This window comes from Endozoicomonas atrinae (assembly GCF_001647025.1).
Lineage (GTDB): Bacteria > Pseudomonadota > Gammaproteobacteria > Pseudomonadales > Endozoicomonadaceae > Endozoicomonas > Endozoicomonas atrinae.
Genome location: NZ_LUKQ02000115.1, coordinates 1 through 17,325 on the forward strand (window position 1 = coordinate 1; position 17,325 = coordinate 17,325).

Below are 17,325 nucleotides of genomic sequence, written 5' to 3' on the forward strand. Positions count from 1 at the left end.
GAAAATCAACATCATTAAAACCTTCGGGTAGCTGTGGTCGACGAGACATCTGTTCTAGATAATGCATGGTAATGATGCCTAAGCATAGTTGGCGGCAGCTTAAGGATTTAGAAAATGCGATTGGTATGAAACGGATTTACCGGTCAGCGACTGCTGAAGAAGCAGAAATGGAGCTGGAAGCCTTTGAAGAAGCCTGGGGGGAGAAATTCCCATCGATTGGTAAGTCCTGGCGTAATAACTGGGATAACCTGATTACTCTGTTCGACTATCCTGAAGATATCCGAAAAGCGATTTATACAACGAATGCCATTGAGTCCTTGAATAGCGTCATTCGTAAGGCGATCAAGAACCGGAAGATTTTTCGGACTGATGAGTCAGTCATGAAGGTAATCTATCTGGCCATGGAAAAAGCTTCCGAGAAATGGACCATGCCGATCAGGAACTGGAAAGCAGCCATGAACCGGTTTGAAATTATGTTTCCTGACCGGTTCAAGGAGTAATAGTTTTGGTGGCGTTTACACAGAATTATTTACAGGCTCTTTGTTAGACTTTCTTGACACTAAAGGGTACCCGTCAACTGATTTCAAACTTATTACGGATTATCCTCGTCGTGAACTGGATCGTGTTTCATTGACAGTGAGGGAACTGGAGCTGGGTAACAAGTTTGCTGTTAGAGTTGTCAAAAAGTGAAAGCGAAACGTTTTGAGCAACGTTATGTGCAGCTATTGCTTTCTTCTGGCTGTGTTATCTCAGGTTAAGCGTTGCCTGGTGCACAGAGGATTGCTATCACTTTCCACTTAAAGTAAAACATGAAAAAAATTCATGTTTTGTGTTGATCTCATTTCTCATATCCCTGATATTAGAGTCCTGTAGCACTCAGGACTTAGTCAACACCCATATAGAGTTCCATATCAGCTTCTGGCTCCACTTACCATAAGTTACCAGTGGTCAGAGCGAAATCATGACTTGGTTGGCCATGGACTGATAATAAGAATAAATCCAAGGCAGGTTTGTACCATGAGAGAAGTGAGACACCTTAACTTTGACTGGAAGTACAGTCCCGAGTTCAGGCAGGAATTTGTCGACTCTGGCTTTGACGACAGTAAATTTGAGGTTGTTCAGATTCCTCATGCCAATACAGAGCTGCCTTATAACAACTTTGATGAAAAGCGTTACCAGTTTGAGTGCTGCTATCGAAAGACACTCTACGTAGAGAGTGAGCTTAAGGGCAAGCCTGCCATTCTCCACTTTGAAGGGGTGATGACCTACGCAAAGGTCTTTTTGAATGGCCATCAGGTGATGGAGCATAAGGGGGGATATACCCCTTTTAAAGCCGATGTATCACGATACCTGAAGTACGGCGCGGACAACCAGCTGGTGGTTTATGTTGACTCCAGTGAGAGAAAGGAAATTCCTCCTTTTGGCTATGTGGTGGACTATCTGACGTATGGTGGTATCTATCGGGAGGTCTGGCTGGAATTTACTGAACAGGTGATTGTGGAAAACTGCCATGTCCGTACCCGTAATGTGCTCAGCTCAGAGAAACTTCTTGATCTAGACCTCTATCTGACCAACTTTGCTCAACGCACCTCCACGGTTAATCTGGAGTTTTCGGTACTCAAAGAAGATCAACCCGTTCTGACGTTTCAGGAAACGGTTGATCTGACGGAGGACAGTTATCAACAGCTCAATATTCAGCAGGCTATTAGTGGTGTGGAGCTATGGGATACCGAAAACCCTAATCTCTATATGCTTGACGTTAAAATAAATGACCATGATCGTTTGATTGATCAATCTTCTTTCCGGTTTGGTTTTCGTCAGGTTGAGTTTAAAAATGATGGCTTTTTCCTGAATGGTAACCGTCTGAAAATTCGCGGTCTTAATCGTCACCAGTCTTTCCCTTATGTCGGCTATGCCATGCCCAAACGTGCGCAGCAGAAGGATGCTGAGATACTCAAGCAGGAACTGGGGCTGAACACGGTTCGTCTTTCTCACTACCCGCAAAGCAATCACTTTCTTGATCGGTGCGATGAGCTGGGCTTGCTGGTGTTTGATGAAATTCCCGGCTGGCAGCACATTGGTGAGAAAGGTGAATGGTGGGATATCACCCTGCAGCATGTTAAGGAGATGATAAAAAAGGACTGGAACCGGCCCAGTATCTTTATCTGGGGCGTGCGGATTAATGAGTCAGAAGATTGTGACGCGCTTTACCAGGAGACCAGCCGGCTGGCCAAGTCACTGGATGATACACGGCCGACGGGGGGCGTGCGTTGCCGTAAAGACAGTAATTTGATCGAGGATGTATATACCTACAACGATTTTGTGCATAACGGCAAAACCCACGGTTTGGACCGGCCAAAAGATGTTATTGGCTACGATGCGCCTTATCTGGTGACAGAGCACAATGGCCATATGTTTCCCACCAAGCAGTTTGACTCTCAGGAGCATCGTCTTGAGCATGCGCTCCGGCATCTGAGGGTGCTAGATGCCATGTATGCCGATGATGCTATTGGTGGAGCCATTGGCTGGTGTATGTTTGATTACAATACCCATAAAGATTTTGGCAGTGGTGACCGGATCTGTTATCACGGCGTTATGGATATGTTCCGTATTCCCAAGTACGCCGCAGCTACCTACGCTTCCCAGCAGAATCAAACACCGTATCTGAAAGTACTCAGCAATATGCGAATGGGGGACTACCCAGGCAGCGAGCTCAGTGATGTTCATGTGTTTACGAACTGCGACTACATCAAACTGTATAAAAACGACCACTATATTGAGACTTTTTATCCGTCCAGGGAGCAGTACCCCCATGTACCTAATCCGCCAATTATCATTGATAACTTTATTGGTAACCTGATTGAAGAGAACGAGTCTTTCAGTAAATCTGACTGTCGCCTGATGAAGTCATTGTTAATTGAGGTCAGCAGGGTTGGGCTGGAAGGACTTTCGCTGTTCAGCAAGTTGAAGATGCTCTATCTGTTGAAAAAGAACCGGATGAAGCTCAGTGATGGGGTTGCCCTCTATGGTAAATATGTGGGTGGTTGGGGTGATTCAGCAACTACCTTCCGTATTGAAGGCTATCAGGGCAGTGAGCTGGTATGCACTCAAAGTTGTCAGCAATCCTTTGAGCAGCGATTGGATGTCCAGGTTGATGATGTTGAACTTCTGGAAGATGAAACCTACGACACAACACGTTTTGTAATTCGCTGCCTTGATGAGGGAGATAATGTGTTGACCTACGCCAGCGATACGCTCAATATCGAAACCGAAGGGCCGGTTGATGTGATTGGCCCGAAAAGTATTTCACTGGTGGGCGGAGGTATTGCTTTCTGGGTCAGGACAACCGGGGTTTCCGGAGAAGCCATTGTCCGCATTCGCAATGAGCGCTTTGGTGTTGTAGAGCAGCGCATACAGGTAACCAAGCACTCTCATGACGTAAGGAATGAGGTAATAGTGGGTGCAAAGCCTGAAATGTCAGTCTGTCTGGAGTAAAAATAGAAGGTGGATCTGTGATATATTCTTTTCTGATTTGATTATTCGGTCGGTCAGGATATGAGATGTTGCAGCTCTATTAAGCTGGATAGTTTGACTGCCCTGAAGCCCTTGGTCATAAAGGGCTTGGTTATTTATTCAGGCTGAAACGTTTATGAGTGAAACCATTGCCCCTGCAAAAAGTCGGCAGAAAAGAAGAAATCCCAGTCAGGAGCGTAGTCGCTCCAGGGTAGATGCGATTCTTAACGCAACACGTGATATTGTCAGTGAAAAAGGGACCAGCGGTCTTAAGATTCATGAACTGGCTGAGCGTGCCGGAGTAACACCAAGCTCGATCTATCAGTATTTTCCCAATAAACGGGCGATTATTCAGGCATTGGATGAACGTTACATCAGCACGACCAATGATCTGATCATTCAACGGCTGGAAGGTATTCAAAGTCTGGAAGAGGGCTTTCAGGCGCTGCAGGATATGCTGGATGAGTATTATGAATGGTATAAATCAGAGCCGGTGATTACCGATATCTGGTATGGATTGGCGTCGGATAAGATCGTTGAGAACAGCGAGCTTCAGGTCAGTCGAGAGTCGGCAAAAATCATCATGGATGCCTTGTCGCCTTTTGTTCATAAAGACAAACTTCCCGAACTTGAAAGCTATGCGCTGCTGATGACTCACCTGGCAGGAAATGCGGTCCGTCTGTGCATTATGGCTGGTGATGAAGAGGGCAAAAAGCTTCATGAGTCGTTTAAGCACCTGCTGCGCAGCATGGGCTTATTACTCACCTGGAAATAGTATTATACCAATCGAACCTTCTAACTCCCTATTGCGCTGAAGATTTAAGCCTTAATCCTGCGTTGCCGATCGTCGCCATAGTTAAGGTTATAACTCCTCACGCCGCCTTGTCTTAAGGCTCAAATCTTCTTGCTCATAACGGGATTTAGAAAGCACGATTGGTATTATTTCAATATTCCACTACAGATGGACTCAATACATTTACTTTTCTCCCGGTACTGACTGGGAGAAACGGTCATGTACTTTCTGAACATTTTGGAAAACCCATGAACATCCTCGTAGCCAACCAATGAAGCCACGGTATCCACCGGTAAAGGTGGCTGCTGCCTTAGCAGTTCACAGGCCCTTCGCATGCGGAATGTGGTCAGGTAGTTTTTCAGTGACTGCCCGTATTTCTCACGAAACAGGCTGCTCAGATGTTTTCGTGTAATACCGATCTCTCCCGAAATATCATCCAGCGAAATCTTCCGGTGATAGTGATTACTGATAAAAGCATGGGCTTGATCCAGATACGATTTGCTGCGGCCTCCAGCTGGATTTTCCTGGACCTGTTTTGTTGCCTGACACATCAATCCCAAAATTCGATATGCCTGGCTTAATTTTTCCAGGGGGTTAACAGAATGCTCTTCAGAACTGAGAATCAGTGACTGTATTGCCTCTATTATTGAGTGAATGATCGTCATTGGGTAATGGAGGGTTTGCTGCTGGCTGTTAAAGCCAGCAAGTTCCAGGGCTGCTTCAGCCATCTGCCCCTGTATTCCCAACCAGCAGTATGACCAGGGGTTACTGCTATCACCCTGATAGATTGCTTTGGTGCCAGGAGGGATCAGAAAAATATCCCCGGCTTTGATCAGTACAGGCTCACTGTCCACTGATGTGTTGGGCCAGAATCGCCCCTCACCCTGATACACAATATGAATCAAAAAGTGCTCTTGTGGGCAGGCTTCATTGCGGTTGAGTGAGCGCTCATGCTCGCCGCAGTGGTAGAGAATAATATCCTGGGAAGGGAAGGGGGCTTTCTCAAAATAGTGATGGGTTTCAGGAGGGCTGGATCTGTAATTATTCTGACTTTTTGCCAACATCTTCCGACATTCCACCATTCTGAGTGATCCACTAACCGCTTATAGTAAGTAGCTGAGCATATGGAATCATATATCCTGACTCCTTGTTCAGCCACTCTGCTTCGTTACAACGCCGGTCACATAGCTACGGCTATGCTCCCTCCGTTGTGCCTTGCATAGCACCTGTCCAAGTAGCCAGAAATATATGATTCCATATCCTCAGCTACTTATTACCAGACACATATAATAATTAAAACATGTCGTTTAATTCGGTGGAGGGAGTCCATGCCAAAAATTACTATGATTGGTGCTGGCAGCACGGTTTTTGCTAAAAATCTTCTGGGCGACTGTATGGCCAGCCCTGCCCTGGAAGATAGCCACTTCGCACTGCATGATATAGATCCCAAGCGCCTTGAGCAGACAGCTCAGATTATGACGGCGATCAGCCGTACCTTTGGCTCGAAAGCAACCATTACGACTCACCTGGATCGCCGGGAAGCCCTTAAAGGTGCTGATTATGTTTTTAATGCCATTCAGGTCGGTGGTTACAAGCCATCAACCGTCATTGATTTTGAAATTCCATCCCGATACGGCCTCAGGCAGACCATTGGGGATACGCTGGGTATAGGCGGCATATTCCGTGGCTTACGAACCATACCCGTGATGCTGGATATTGCCAGGGATATAGAGGAACTTTGTCCTGACGCATGGTTGCTTAATTATACCAACCCCATGGCAATGGTTACCGGTGCCATGCTTCGGGCAACGGACGTTAAAACGGTGGGCCTGTGTCACAGTGTCCAGTGCTGCGTTCCTGAGCTGCTGAAACCCCTGGATATTCCGTTAAGTGGGGTAAAGTGGAAAATCGCCGGTATCAACCATATGGCGTGGCTACTGGAAGTGTCACATAACGGGGAGGATCTCTATCCAGAGATCAAGCGCCTGGCGGAGGCTCGCAGCAAAGCCGGAAAGCATAATGACATGGTTCGCTATGAAATGATGAAGCGCTTTGGTTATTACGTCACAGAGTCCAGTGAGCATAATGCGGAATACCTTCCTTATTTCATCAAATCGACGGCCCCAGAGTTAATTGATCGCTTTAATATCCCGCTGGATGAGTATCCACGACGCTGTGAGGAATACGAGCACCTGTGGACAGGGATTGAGGCGGCATTGGGGGGCATGCTGACGGAAGAGATGGAAGCCCAGTTGATGACATTGCTGGATGAAAATACCGCCAATGAGGTTCAGGGGCTGTTGAGTGCCTGGAGAAAAGGTGAGGCGCTGCCGCATACCCGCTCTGAAGAATACGCATCCTATATGCTGGAAGCGATGGAGACGGGAAACCCATATACTTTCGGGGGCAATGTCCTGAATAAAGGGCTGGTTACTAATTTGCCTGAAAATGCGGTAGTAGAAGTCACCTGCCTTGCTGACCAGAACGGCATTACCCCGACCGTTGCTGGTGCCTTGCCTCCCCAGCTGGCGGCACTGAACAGAACCAATATTAATGTTCAGGACCTGGCCATTGAAGCGGCACTCACACGTCGGCGTGATTATATTTATCATGCCGCCATGCTGGATCCACACACCGCAGCGGAGTTGACAATGGATCAGATTACCAACCTTTGTGATGATTTGATTGAAGCCCATGGAGTCTATTTGCCTTCTTATCAATAAAGCTGAATTTTTTTCATGTTTCGGTTGACATTAAACTGCCATGGTCAGATGATGAATTTTATTCATATTTTTATTCTCTGACCGTGCGGTTTACCAATGGATCATCTCAACATTCCCAGGGACTTTCTGATCGGCGCAGCAACCGCGGCCTATCAGATTGAAGGTGCTGTCAGAGAAGATGGACGGGGTCCCAGTATCTGGGATACGTTTTGTCACCAGCCTGGTAACATTGATCACGGCCATAATGCCGATACCGCCTGTGATCATTATCATCGTTATAAGGAAGATGTTGGAATCATGGATCAGCTTTCGCTGGATGCCTATCGTTTTTCCATCTCATGGTCACGGATCTTTCCGGAAGGAAAGGGCAGGATAAACCCGAAAGGACTGGCCTTTTACGACCGGTTGATCGATTCACTGCTTGAAGCAGGCATTACCCCGTTCACTACCCTGTTTCACTGGGATACACCAGAAGCACTGTACCAGCAGTATGGTGGTTTTGCCGGGCGGGAGACCTGTTACCATTTTGCCGACTACACAAAAACCGTTGTAAATCATTTTGGTGACCGTGTAAAACACTGGATTACGGTCAATGAGCCATGGGAGCACGCTACGTTTGGCCATCTGTTTGGCCATCATGCTCCCGGTAAGCGAAATCCCTGGACTTTCTGGCGAGCCATGCACCATATTCTTCTTGGGCATGGTATGGCCATGCAGGCCATACGCAGTGAAGACTCTACAGCAAAGGCAGGTCTTACCCTCAGTTATACCCCTATGCATACCAAAGGTAGCCGGGCTATTGACCTGGAGGCAGCAAAGACGGCCAATGCCTTTATGAACGGTATTGCATTTGACCCAATCTTCAAGGGGCATTATCCAGAGGTTTTATGGCAGCGCTTTCGTTGGTTTCGGCCACCGGTAAATCCTGGTGATTTTGATATTATCCAGACACCCACCGACTTTACCGGACTCAACTATTACAGCCGTGAATTTGTCAGAGGTAACCGGCTTGTTCCAGGGTTAAGAGGCACGTTTGTTGCCAGAAGGCCAGAGCCAGACCCCTATCGATATACGGCTATGGATTGGGAAATTTACCCTGAAGGTTTTAATGAACTGTTGACATTGATGCGAGAGGAGTATGGCAATCCTCCCGTTTATATTACCGAGAATGGGGCGGCCTATTTTGACAAGGTTGATCATGGCATTGTTAACGACCAGCCTCGCATCAGTTACTTGCGGTCCCATATCCATGAAGTGCTGAAAGCCAGGCAGGAAGGTGCTGATGTCCGCGGTTATTTTGCCTGGTCATTGCTGGATAACTTTGAGTGGGCGAAAGGCTTCAGTACCCGCTTTGGCCTGGTTCATGTTGACTATGAGTCGGGTAAGAGAACCATTAAAAATTCAGGTTATTGGCTGCAGCAACAGATTCGGCAGAGAGGTGCCCTTGAAGTGCCTGCCGACCTTCTGGCTATAGAGCATGCCTGACTGTTGGTCAGGCCTTATAAAGCTTTTCCTTAGGAAGTCTCAGTGACTTTTTCATGGGTCAATGACCGAATCAGCTCAACTTCCTTTTCATCATAAGCCGTGCCATCCGGTTTAAGCAGATCATGAAACCATAGATCTTTTTCTTTGGCAGATACCCGGATATCTGTCCAGGACAGGTGTGTCTGTGTACGACCATTCACCAATCCCCACTGGTAACAGGCGACACGGTGTGATTTAAAGATTGGAAGCTGTTCTTCGAGACGACTGCCAACATGGCGGGCCAGCCATTCAGTGCAGAGCAGTGGGCGCTGATATTTCTCGTCAAGGTAGTGAATGATGCTCTGCATTTTGTCAGCGGAAACATAAGCGTGGAAACTGATAATGTCAGAGAGCTCCAGGGCCAGTCGGTCAAATCGACGGTGGTAAAAAGGATCTTTTTGTCCTGTCAGCAGGTAATCCAGACTGATATTGCCTACCAGTGGCAGTTTAACATTGACCGTGGTGCCCACTTCGTAGGCGCCTGCCGTCAGTGGCTGCGTTGGCGATTCCTGCCGTGCCCAGACAAAGGCCTGTTCTAATAATTCCGTTGCATGGGATGTCAGCCTGGGGTCTATCAGCTTCCAGTTAAATCGTCCGAACACTGCAGAATTCGCAGGCTCATTGTACAGGTCCCAAAGTAGAACCCGGTTATCGTTCCGGAATGTGGAAATAATATCCCGAATGTAGGCTTCAACTTCTTTCCACTGACGTTTGTCTTTAACCACTTTTCGGCCGGGGCTGGCAGCTGCCTGACTGTTATGGATACCCGGAATCGGTGGTTTCTGTGAACCAAGGTAAGGTTCATCACCGGAGAATCCACAGTCATCCATCAGGCAAAGCATGACGTATATGCCATGTTTTTCGGCAATGTTCAGGAATTGGTCGATACGCTGAATCAACCCATCCCGGTCATGCTTCCAGACAATAAAAGGCAGGTTGGTTCTGAGTGTGTTGTAACCGATGGCTGTTGACCAGCCAAGCTCCTGGTCAATGGTGGCAGGGTCAAAAGAGAGTCCCTGCCAGAGCTCGGTCCAGTTAACGGCTGTTCTGGGAAGGTAGTTGAATCCCCGCAGCCAGGGCAGCGCTGAATACCACTGCTGTGCCTTCTCGACAGACCACTTGCCGGACATCAGGTGTCTCCGTTATTGGTTTTCTATGCTCTCGAGAGCCGAAAGAATGTCCTTTTTCCGGATTTGCGCGAATACTGCTCTTCCCTGTTGTTCTGTTGCTTCGATCTGTTGCAATGCTGATTCAAACAGAGACCTGGCCTTGCCGAGGTCACCTTCACCATTAAGGCTCATGACGTACCCGTACTGAGTCAATAGCTCCAGGCTGTCAGGGTTTCTGGTGAGCGCTTCATCAAACAACTCGATAGCTTCTTTTTTATCACCATAAGAAAGTGGCCAGCCAGGTGCCCAGTAGAGTGCGGATGCCAGACTTGCTTCTGCCATGCCATCAAGTGCCATTGGTGAGAGCTCGATGGCTTTTTCCAGATCCCTTTTGCCCTCTTTCAAATAACCCAGTGATTTTACACTGTTGAGGGCATTGGCTATTTCAAGGTTGCTATTGGCTTTAACAATTAACAGTTCTACGTCGTCTGGTGTTGCGATGAGTGCCTGAGTTGCTTCTTCCAGTACCCGTTCAAGTTCAGCGACTCTCTTATCCGTATCACTTTCCTGCAGTGCCTGAATCCACTGACTCTCGAGCTCGTAGCCAGCGCTGAGCTGGTTTGCATGGGCAGTAAAGGAGAGGAGGGCGAATGTAAAACTGGTAATCAATGTGGTAACAAGCTTCATGGTTGGGCTCCATCAGCAATCGATCAGTCTTTGTATTGTTAAAAACTGAATGTTTTTCATTTTTATTGTTTGTGCTCATTTAAACAGCATCTGAACCAATATGAAAGCCTTCATTAGTGAGTATTTTTTGGGTTGATATTAATCACCTCCTTCTTATTTTCATGGGCTAGAGATAGAACCACAGAGATCACAAAGAGCACAAAGGAAAAGAAAAGCTCTTCTTCGTGATCTCTGTGGTTCAAAAAAGAGCCCTGCGGCATGACCAGGCCTCATAGTGAATCATTTGATTTGAGACAAACAGTGCTTATATGGTCACTGTTCTCCTGGGTTCCGGTATTAATTTAAACAATTAATAATGTATTGCTGTGGCAAAAGAGACGAAACAAAGAGGCTGTATCCAACAACAATGGTTGTTTAACGTGATTTCCATAGTATAAGATAAAACATGATAAAAATTCACATTATGGAGTGATGGGGGAGAAAATATGAAAGCAGTAGGCAGGGTGCCGCGCTGGCGGCTGGTATTATTCTCCTTTGGCAACTTTGGGTGGATGCTGACTGCCTTCTGTTTTATGTCAGTCATTAATTACTTTTATTTTCCACCCACTGTTGAGGGCGTCGAGCCAATACCGGAGTTAATCAACCGCGCGCCTGTTTTTATGGGGCTGACAGTGCTTGGCCTGATACTGGCGGTATCCCGGCTGTTTGATGCGATCACCGACCCCCTGATCGCCAATATGAGTGACCGTTCAGTACATAAGTTTGGTCGCCGTCGTATATTTATGGCACTTTCCCTGATCCCCTTTGCCATCTGTTCTGTTCTGGTATTCACCCCTCCTGATACGTCCCCTACGATCTTGAATGCCGTCTGGGTGGTTGTTTTTGGCATTCTCGCCTACCTGTTTATGACCATGTATGTCATGCCTTATACTGCGTTGATTCCCGAGCTGGGTAAAACATCTGAGGATCGGGTATTTATTGCTACGGTTAACTCGGTTGCCTGGGCTCTGGCCTTTGCCTGTGGTCAGCTGGTGTGGGTGATTAAAGATACGCTGGAATCCTCAGGTATGGATGCGATGACGGCAATCCGGGTCTGTGCAGGACTGTTTGCAGTCTTGGGTGGCCTGGCCATGCTGGTGCCGATTCTGGCCATTGATGAAAGCAAGTACTGTGATGGAAACACCTGCTCAGAGCCTGTACTTGGTGCCATGAAGTCAGCATTTACTAATCCTGATTTTCGCATGTTTTCACTGGCTAATGTCGCGACTTTTATGGCGACGTTTTTTCTGGAAACCGGGGCTATCTATTACGTCACTATGCTAATGGGGATGAGTGAGGCAACAGCGTCACTGATTATGATTGTGATGTTTGGCTGCAGTTTTGCCTGTTACCCCTTTATCGTGAAATTGACCCGCCGAATTCCCAAAAGAAATATGCAGATGTTTGCCATGGCACTGCATGGTCTTCTGTTTGCACTGATTCCCCTGTGTACTGTCCTGCCGGATGCCGCGTTGACGGGGTGGGTGATTATTCTGTTACTGGCCATACCGACCGCCATTAACAGTATTCTGCCAACCGCCATTATGGCGGACATTGCCAAGTCTGATGGCAACCGCACCGGCAGTCACAAGGAAGGGGTGTTTTTTGGTGCCATGAATTTCAACATCAAGGTGGCCACATCAGTGACCAGCCTGATTTTTCCCTCGTTGCTGATTATTGGCAGCAGCGATGGGGCTCCCAGCACTTTTGGGGTTTCGCTCACTGCGCTGGTGGGTGCGGGCCTCTGTTTTGTCGCTGTACTGGCGTTGAGGTTTTATGATGAGCAACGGGTTAACCGTCATCTGGATGATGAACAGGATGAGACGCCTTCTCAGGGTGAAATGACGGAATCCATTGCCTGAGATCTCGGCCTGTATGTTTTTACTCTGACGTGCAGATTACGCACAAAGGCATCAACAGGCCCTGAAAATAATAAGAATAAAATGGAGTAACCTGACTGTGCTTCTTTCCAGAATCACCGCTGTTTTTATCAGTGTCAGCTGCCTGGGGCTGCTGACTTTTCTCTTTCTATTTCTGAAGTTTAATGCCCCGGGGCTGACAGCATTTGGGCTGATTACCGCCATAGCTGTGATCTATGGCCTTATCTACACCATTGCATCAGTTCGTCTGGTCACCCGGTTGTGGGCTAAACGATCAGACCCAGAGAGTAGACGGGTAAAACCTTTTTTTTATTCTCTGTCTTTTCTGGCAATCGCCGCTCTCCTGGTTATCGTGTTTCTCGACAGTACGGTATTCGACTATTACCAGCCGGTCAGTATTTTTGATGAAGTGATTGTGGCACTGGGTGTTGCCTGGGGCTTTTTAGCCATCGCCATGCTGTTTTCTTCATTGCCTCGCCACCGGAATGATCAGGCAATATTGAAAAACACGGCAACCGTAGGACTAATTGCCATTTTGGGTTGGCCATTGATGGGGTCTCTGAACTGGGTCAATAACCCGAAATATAACGACGAGTTGGGTGATGTGCAGGATCTCTTTGTGGGTGGTGTTGATGGTTACGCCATCTACCGGATTCCCGGATTGCTGGTGGTCCCAGCAGGCAGTCAGCTGGGTAATGGCGAACAACTGAAGTCTGACCTCTTGATTGGGGTGGCTGAAGCCCGCCGCGATGCCGCTCTGGATACCGGTGTTATTGATTTGGTGACCAAAGTCAGTAAGGACGGAGGGAAGAGCTGGAGCCAGCTGAATGTCGTCTGCACCTATGAGGACAATAATAAGCGGGGTAAGTGCGGCAACCCCACACCGACCTTTGACCAGGAGACCGGCATTATTCATCTTGCCCACAATATTAGTAACGAAGCCAGACAGCATTGGCCAGTGATGATCACCAGTCGTGATGGTGGGCTGACCTGGAGTGATCGTGAAGTACTGCCCTTTAAGGGGCTGATTTTCGGGCCTGGGCATGGTATCCAGAAACAGCAGAATCCAGCGAAAGGGCGTCTGATTATTCCGGGCTATCTGAACCAGAAGGTTGAAGGCCGTGCCAACCAGGCTGTGGTTCTGTTCAGTGATGATCATGGCAATACCTGGCAGACCAGTGAGCCACTCAATACCGGTGATGAAACGGCCATTGCTGAACTGGCCGATGGTCGTATTTATATGAATACCCGTCAGCATGCAGCCCTGGGTCGGGCACCTGCCCCTAATGGACGTTGGGTGAGTACGTCTTCTGACGGTGGGATGAACTGGCTGGAGGCAGAAAAGGATCTGTCTTTGCTCACGCCGGTTTGCCAGGCCTCTGTTGAGGGGTATGGCGAAAAGGGTTTACTCTTTGCCAATCCGGCCAATACCCGGGCACGGGTCAATATGACCGTTCGATACAGTGAAGATCAGGGTAACAGCTGGAAGAACAGTGTTACTGTCTATCCTGGCGCTGCCGGTTACTCCGACCTTGGTACACTCTCCAATGGTGATGTGGCTGTTCTGTTTGAGAACGGAGTCATGTCTTACTCGGAAAAAATCACCATTGCTATGGTTCCGGAAAGCCTGATAACACCTCAGTAAACAGATGTGAATAATAATAAAAAAGAGTCCGGTTGTACCGGTAGGTTGGGGGAGTGTAATGGATATCAATAACCGGGTTCCGAGATGGCGGCTGGTGCTTTTTTCATTCGGGAATTTTGGCTGGATGCTGGCTGCGGCCAGTTTTGGTTCAGTGATTACTTACTTTTACTTTCCTCCAGAGGTGGAGGGTACTACTCCCATACCTGAACTGATCACACGGGCACCGGTACTCATGGGGCTAACGGTCCTGGGTATTATTCTTGCCCTTTCCCGATGTTTTGATGCCATAACCGACCCGCTAATTGCCAATATGAGTGACCGCTCGACTCATAAGTTTGGTCGCCGTCGTATATTTATGGCTTCTGCATTACTGCCTTTTGCACTGACAACGGCTCTGGTCTTCTGGCCACCCGATGATGCCCCCAGTACCTTGAACGTTATCTGGGTCTCAGTCTGTGCGCTGCTGGCTTACCTGTTTATGACCATGTACTGCATTCCCTATGGCGCTCTCACGCCAGAGCTTGGGAAAACCTCCGATGATCGGGTTTTTATTGCAACCTGTAACTCCATTGCGTGGGCACTGGCCTTTGCTTTCAGCCAGTCAATCTGGGCCTTGAAGGGTGAGCTGGAGTCCATGGGGTTTGATGCCATGACCGCTATCAGAATGTGTGCCATCTTTTTCTCTATTGTGGGCGCACTGGCTATGGCTGTCCCGGTGCTGGTTATTGATGAGAAGAAATACTGCGATGGTAATCAATGCTCGGAAAATGTATTCAGTGCCATGAAGTCCGCTTTTTCCAATGTGGACTTTCGCATGTTTACGCTCTCCAACCTGCTAACGTGCATGGCCACATTCTTTCTGGAAACCGGTGCTATCTACTACGTGACCATTTTGATGGGGATGAGTGAATCCACAGCGTCACTGGTCATGATTGTCATGTTTGTCTGCAGCTTTGCCTGCTACCCATTTGTCGTGAAGTTAACCCATCGCTTCCAGAAACGCACCATGCAAATTTTTGCACTGGTATTGCATGGCCTGTTAATGGCACTGATTCCTTTGTGTACTATTTTGCCCGATGCTGCTCTGACGGGTTGGATTCTTATTCTGTTGCTGGCAATTCCTACCGCAATAAACAGCATTCTGCCGACGGTTATCCTTGCTGATATTGCCCGTTCGGATGGCAATCGCACGGGCAGTCATAAGGAGGGTGTCTTTTTTGGTGCCATGAATTTCAATATTAAACTGGCCATCTCATTGACCAGTCTTGTCTTCCCTTCACTGTTGATTATTGGCAGTGCCAGTGGCACACCTAATGCAACGGGAGCTTCTATCACAGTCATGGTCGGTGGTGGGCTCTGCCTGCTGGCAGCCCTGGCGCTGAAGTTTTACGACGAAGACCGGGTTAACCAGTTTTTGAACGATGTTCCTGATAGACAGGAAGATGCTGAAGGGCTTAAAGGAAATTTTGATTATTCTTAGGGCCTGTTGACGTTTCGTTGCGTGCTCAGTGACCCAGAAAAGCGTCATATGCGCGAAAGGCTTGCGAAGCGTGTAGTATTCTACATCAAGCAAGCCTGACAAAGCAGATGGCGCTTTTCTGGGTCATCCTTCGGGCGGATCAGGGCGCGCTTATGATTTCGTTGTGGCATTTTGAAAGGCAACCAGTCTTCCTGCAATGCCTCGCCATAGGCACGCCCTGATCTGCTGAACTCGCAACAAAACGTCAACAGGCCCTAGGCGCCTGGGAAAGGTAAGTAGCAGGAAGTAAGGTTGAATGATGGATGTTTCCAGTGTCAGTGAATTAACTCATTCCCAACGGTTGCCAAGGTGGCGGCTGGTGTTGTTTTCCCTGGGGCATTTTGGTGCAACGTTAACGGCGTTCTCCATGGGTATTGTCCTAAGCTATTTTTACTTTCCTCCTGTTGTTGAAGGTAAGGCTGAAATCCCGGAATTACTGCCACGGATTCCTTTGTTTCTAGGCCTTACCGCTCTCGGCATCATTACCGCTTTAAGTCGTGTATTTGATGCGGTATCCAGCCCGTTTATTGCCAATCTGAGCGACCGGTCCAGAAGTCGGTTCGGGCGACGTCGGCTGTTTATGATGGTTGGACTGGTGCCCTTTGCATTAACTTCTATTACTACTTTTTTTCCACCAGATGACATGGCGACCACATGGAATATTCTGTGGGTTGCGGCCAGTGTTCTGTTGTTTTACTTCTTTATGACACTTTATGTGATGCCTTATGGGGCCTTGATTCCAGAGCTGGGTAAAACGGCGGATGATCGTGTGTTTCTTGCAACCATGAGTGCTGCAGCCTGGGGAGCGGCTTTCTGTGTGGGACAAACGCTGTGGTTCTTCAAGGGAGTACTTGAGGGGCAGGGGGTATCGCCAATGGATGCACTGCGCATCATTGTGGTCAGCTTTGCTCTGATCGGTGCCTTCTGCATGTTGGTTCCTATTCTCGTGATTGATGAGAAGAAGCACTGCAGTGGCAAGGTGGCGAGTGAAGGAGCCATCAAGTCAATGGGGGAGGCGTTGAAAAACCGGGATTTCACCGTATTTGTGCTGGTTAACTGTCTGACGTTGATGGCAACCTATTTTCTGGAAACGGGAGCCGTTTATTACGTAACGATGCTGCTGGGGCTTTCTGAACAGTGGGCAACCGCTTTGATGGTCGGTATGTTTGCCATGAGTTTTGCCCTCTACCCTCTGGTCGTCAGATTGACTAAGTTCTATGCGAAAAAGAACATTTATATCGTTGCCCTTATTCTGGAAGGCTCGGTTTTTTCCATGATTCCGCTGGCCAATGATGTTGCCCATCCAATGGTGCTGGCTGGCTTGATTGTTTTCCTGGGGGCGATTCCTATTGCCATTACCAGTATTATTCCGGCTGCCATGATGACCGATATCACTCTGTCAGATACTCGACGTACAGGTGAGCATAAAGAGGGGACTTTCTTTGGTTTACAGAGCCTGAATGTAAAGCTGGCTGGCTCAGTGACCAGTCTGGTTTTCCCGTCTCTGCTGATTATCGGAAGTAGTAACGGCACTCCAACCGAGTTTGGAGTCTCCCTGACCGCCTGGATTGGGTGCAGCTTTTCCTTTCTGGCTTGTGCTGTTTTGTTCTTTTATAACGAGAATCGAGTGAACAAATATTTAAATGAGTCGGCATAAGAAAAGCCTGGTGTTTAAAAAAAAGATAACTTGATTCTGTTATTGATCAATAAATACGTCATCAAACATTAACGCCAGCGTCATAAATTGAAGATTAAATAAATACCTTATACCAATCGCATTTTCTAAATCCTTAAGCTGCCGCCAACTATGCTTAGGCATCATTACCATGCATTATCTAGAACAGATGTCTCGTCGACCACAGCTACCCGAAGGTTTTAATGATGTTGATTTTC

The 17,325-nt window shown here is 47.8% G+C and carries 11 protein-coding genes and 1 pseudogene; 9 read left to right on the forward strand and 3 right to left on the reverse strand.

Features of this window, described 5'->3' with window-relative positions; all coding sequences use genetic code 11:
- Positions 1 to 62: 62 nt before the first annotated feature.
- The 3 genes and pseudogenes from AK963_RS15880 to AK963_RS15890 all read left to right on the forward strand — a co-directional run.
- Positions 63 to 500 (forward strand): annotated as a pseudogene (locus AK963_RS15880) (transposase); the annotation flags it as partial.
- Between the two features lie 517 nt (positions 501 to 1,017).
- The gene (locus tag AK963_RS15885; protein WP_066016427.1) at positions 1,018 to 3,495 is read left to right on the forward strand and encodes a glycoside hydrolase family 2 protein; all 2,478 of its coding nucleotides are present in this window, start codon (positions 1,018 to 1,020) and stop codon (positions 3,493 to 3,495) included.
- Between the two features lie 154 nt (positions 3,496 to 3,649).
- Positions 3,650 to 4,288, forward strand: coding sequence for a TetR/AcrR family transcriptional regulator (locus AK963_RS15890; protein WP_020581261.1), 639 nt, complete (start codon positions 3,650 to 3,652; stop codon positions 4,286 to 4,288).
- A 164-nt stretch (positions 4,289 to 4,452) separates the two neighbouring features.
- On the opposite strand, the gene AK963_RS15895 is transcribed toward AK963_RS15890, so the two are convergent.
- Complete coding sequence (locus AK963_RS15895; protein ID WP_066016428.1) at positions 4,453 to 5,370, reverse strand: AraC family transcriptional regulator; 918 nt, start codon at positions 5,368 to 5,370, stop codon at positions 4,453 to 4,455.
- 264 nt (positions 5,371 to 5,634) lie between these two features.
- Between AK963_RS15895 and melA the strand changes: the two genes are divergently transcribed.
- Both melA and AK963_RS15905 read left to right on the forward strand, forming a co-directional pair.
- Positions 5,635 to 7,029: an alpha-glucosidase/alpha-galactosidase gene (melA, locus tag AK963_RS15900; RefSeq protein ID WP_066016429.1), complete on the forward strand. Its 1,395-nt coding sequence runs from the start codon at positions 5,635 to 5,637 to the stop codon at positions 7,027 to 7,029.
- 96 nt (positions 7,030 to 7,125) lie between these two features.
- A complete protein-coding gene (locus tag AK963_RS15905) occupies positions 7,126 to 8,514 on the forward strand; it encodes a GH1 family beta-glucosidase (RefSeq protein WP_066016430.1) in 1,389 nt (462 codons plus the stop codon).
- Between the two features lie 29 nt (positions 8,515 to 8,543).
- Here AK963_RS15905 and AK963_RS15910 read toward each other — a convergent pair whose 3' ends face one another.
- Complete coding sequence (locus AK963_RS15910) at positions 8,544 to 9,683, reverse strand: cellulase family glycosylhydrolase (protein WP_066016431.1); 1,140 nt, start codon at positions 9,681 to 9,683, stop codon at positions 8,544 to 8,546.
- A gap of 12 nt (positions 9,684 to 9,695) precedes the next feature.
- Entirely contained in the window at positions 9,696 to 10,349 is a 654-nt protein-coding gene (locus AK963_RS15915) for a tetratricopeptide repeat protein (RefSeq protein ID WP_066016432.1), read from the reverse strand.
- A 485-nt stretch (positions 10,350 to 10,834) separates the two neighbouring features.
- Here AK963_RS15915 and AK963_RS15920 point away from each other — a divergent pair, with 485 nt between their 5' ends.
- The 4 genes from AK963_RS15920 (at position 10,835) to AK963_RS15935 (ending at position 17,089) form a co-directional block, all read left to right on the forward strand.
- Positions 10,835 to 12,250 (forward strand): MFS transporter, encoded by a 1,416-nt coding sequence (locus AK963_RS15920; protein WP_066016433.1) that lies wholly within the window; start codon positions 10,835 to 10,837, stop codon positions 12,248 to 12,250.
- 97 nt (positions 12,251 to 12,347) lie between these two features.
- Positions 12,348 to 13,913, forward strand: a complete 1,566-nt coding sequence (locus tag AK963_RS15925; protein ID WP_066016434.1) for a sialidase family protein — start codon at positions 12,348 to 12,350, stop codon at positions 13,911 to 13,913.
- Between the two features lie 58 nt (positions 13,914 to 13,971).
- Positions 13,972 to 15,393 carry an MFS transporter gene (locus AK963_RS15930; RefSeq protein WP_066016435.1) on the forward strand — a complete coding sequence of 474 codons (1,422 nt, stop codon included), beginning with the start codon at positions 13,972 to 13,974 and terminating at the stop codon, positions 15,391 to 15,393.
- Positions 15,394 to 15,688: 295 nt separating this feature from the next.
- On the forward strand, positions 15,689 to 17,089 hold the full coding sequence (locus AK963_RS15935; protein WP_066016436.1) for an MFS transporter: 1,401 nt from the start codon (positions 15,689 to 15,691) through the stop codon (positions 17,087 to 17,089).
- The last annotated feature ends 236 nt before the right edge of the window (positions 17,090 to 17,325 follow it).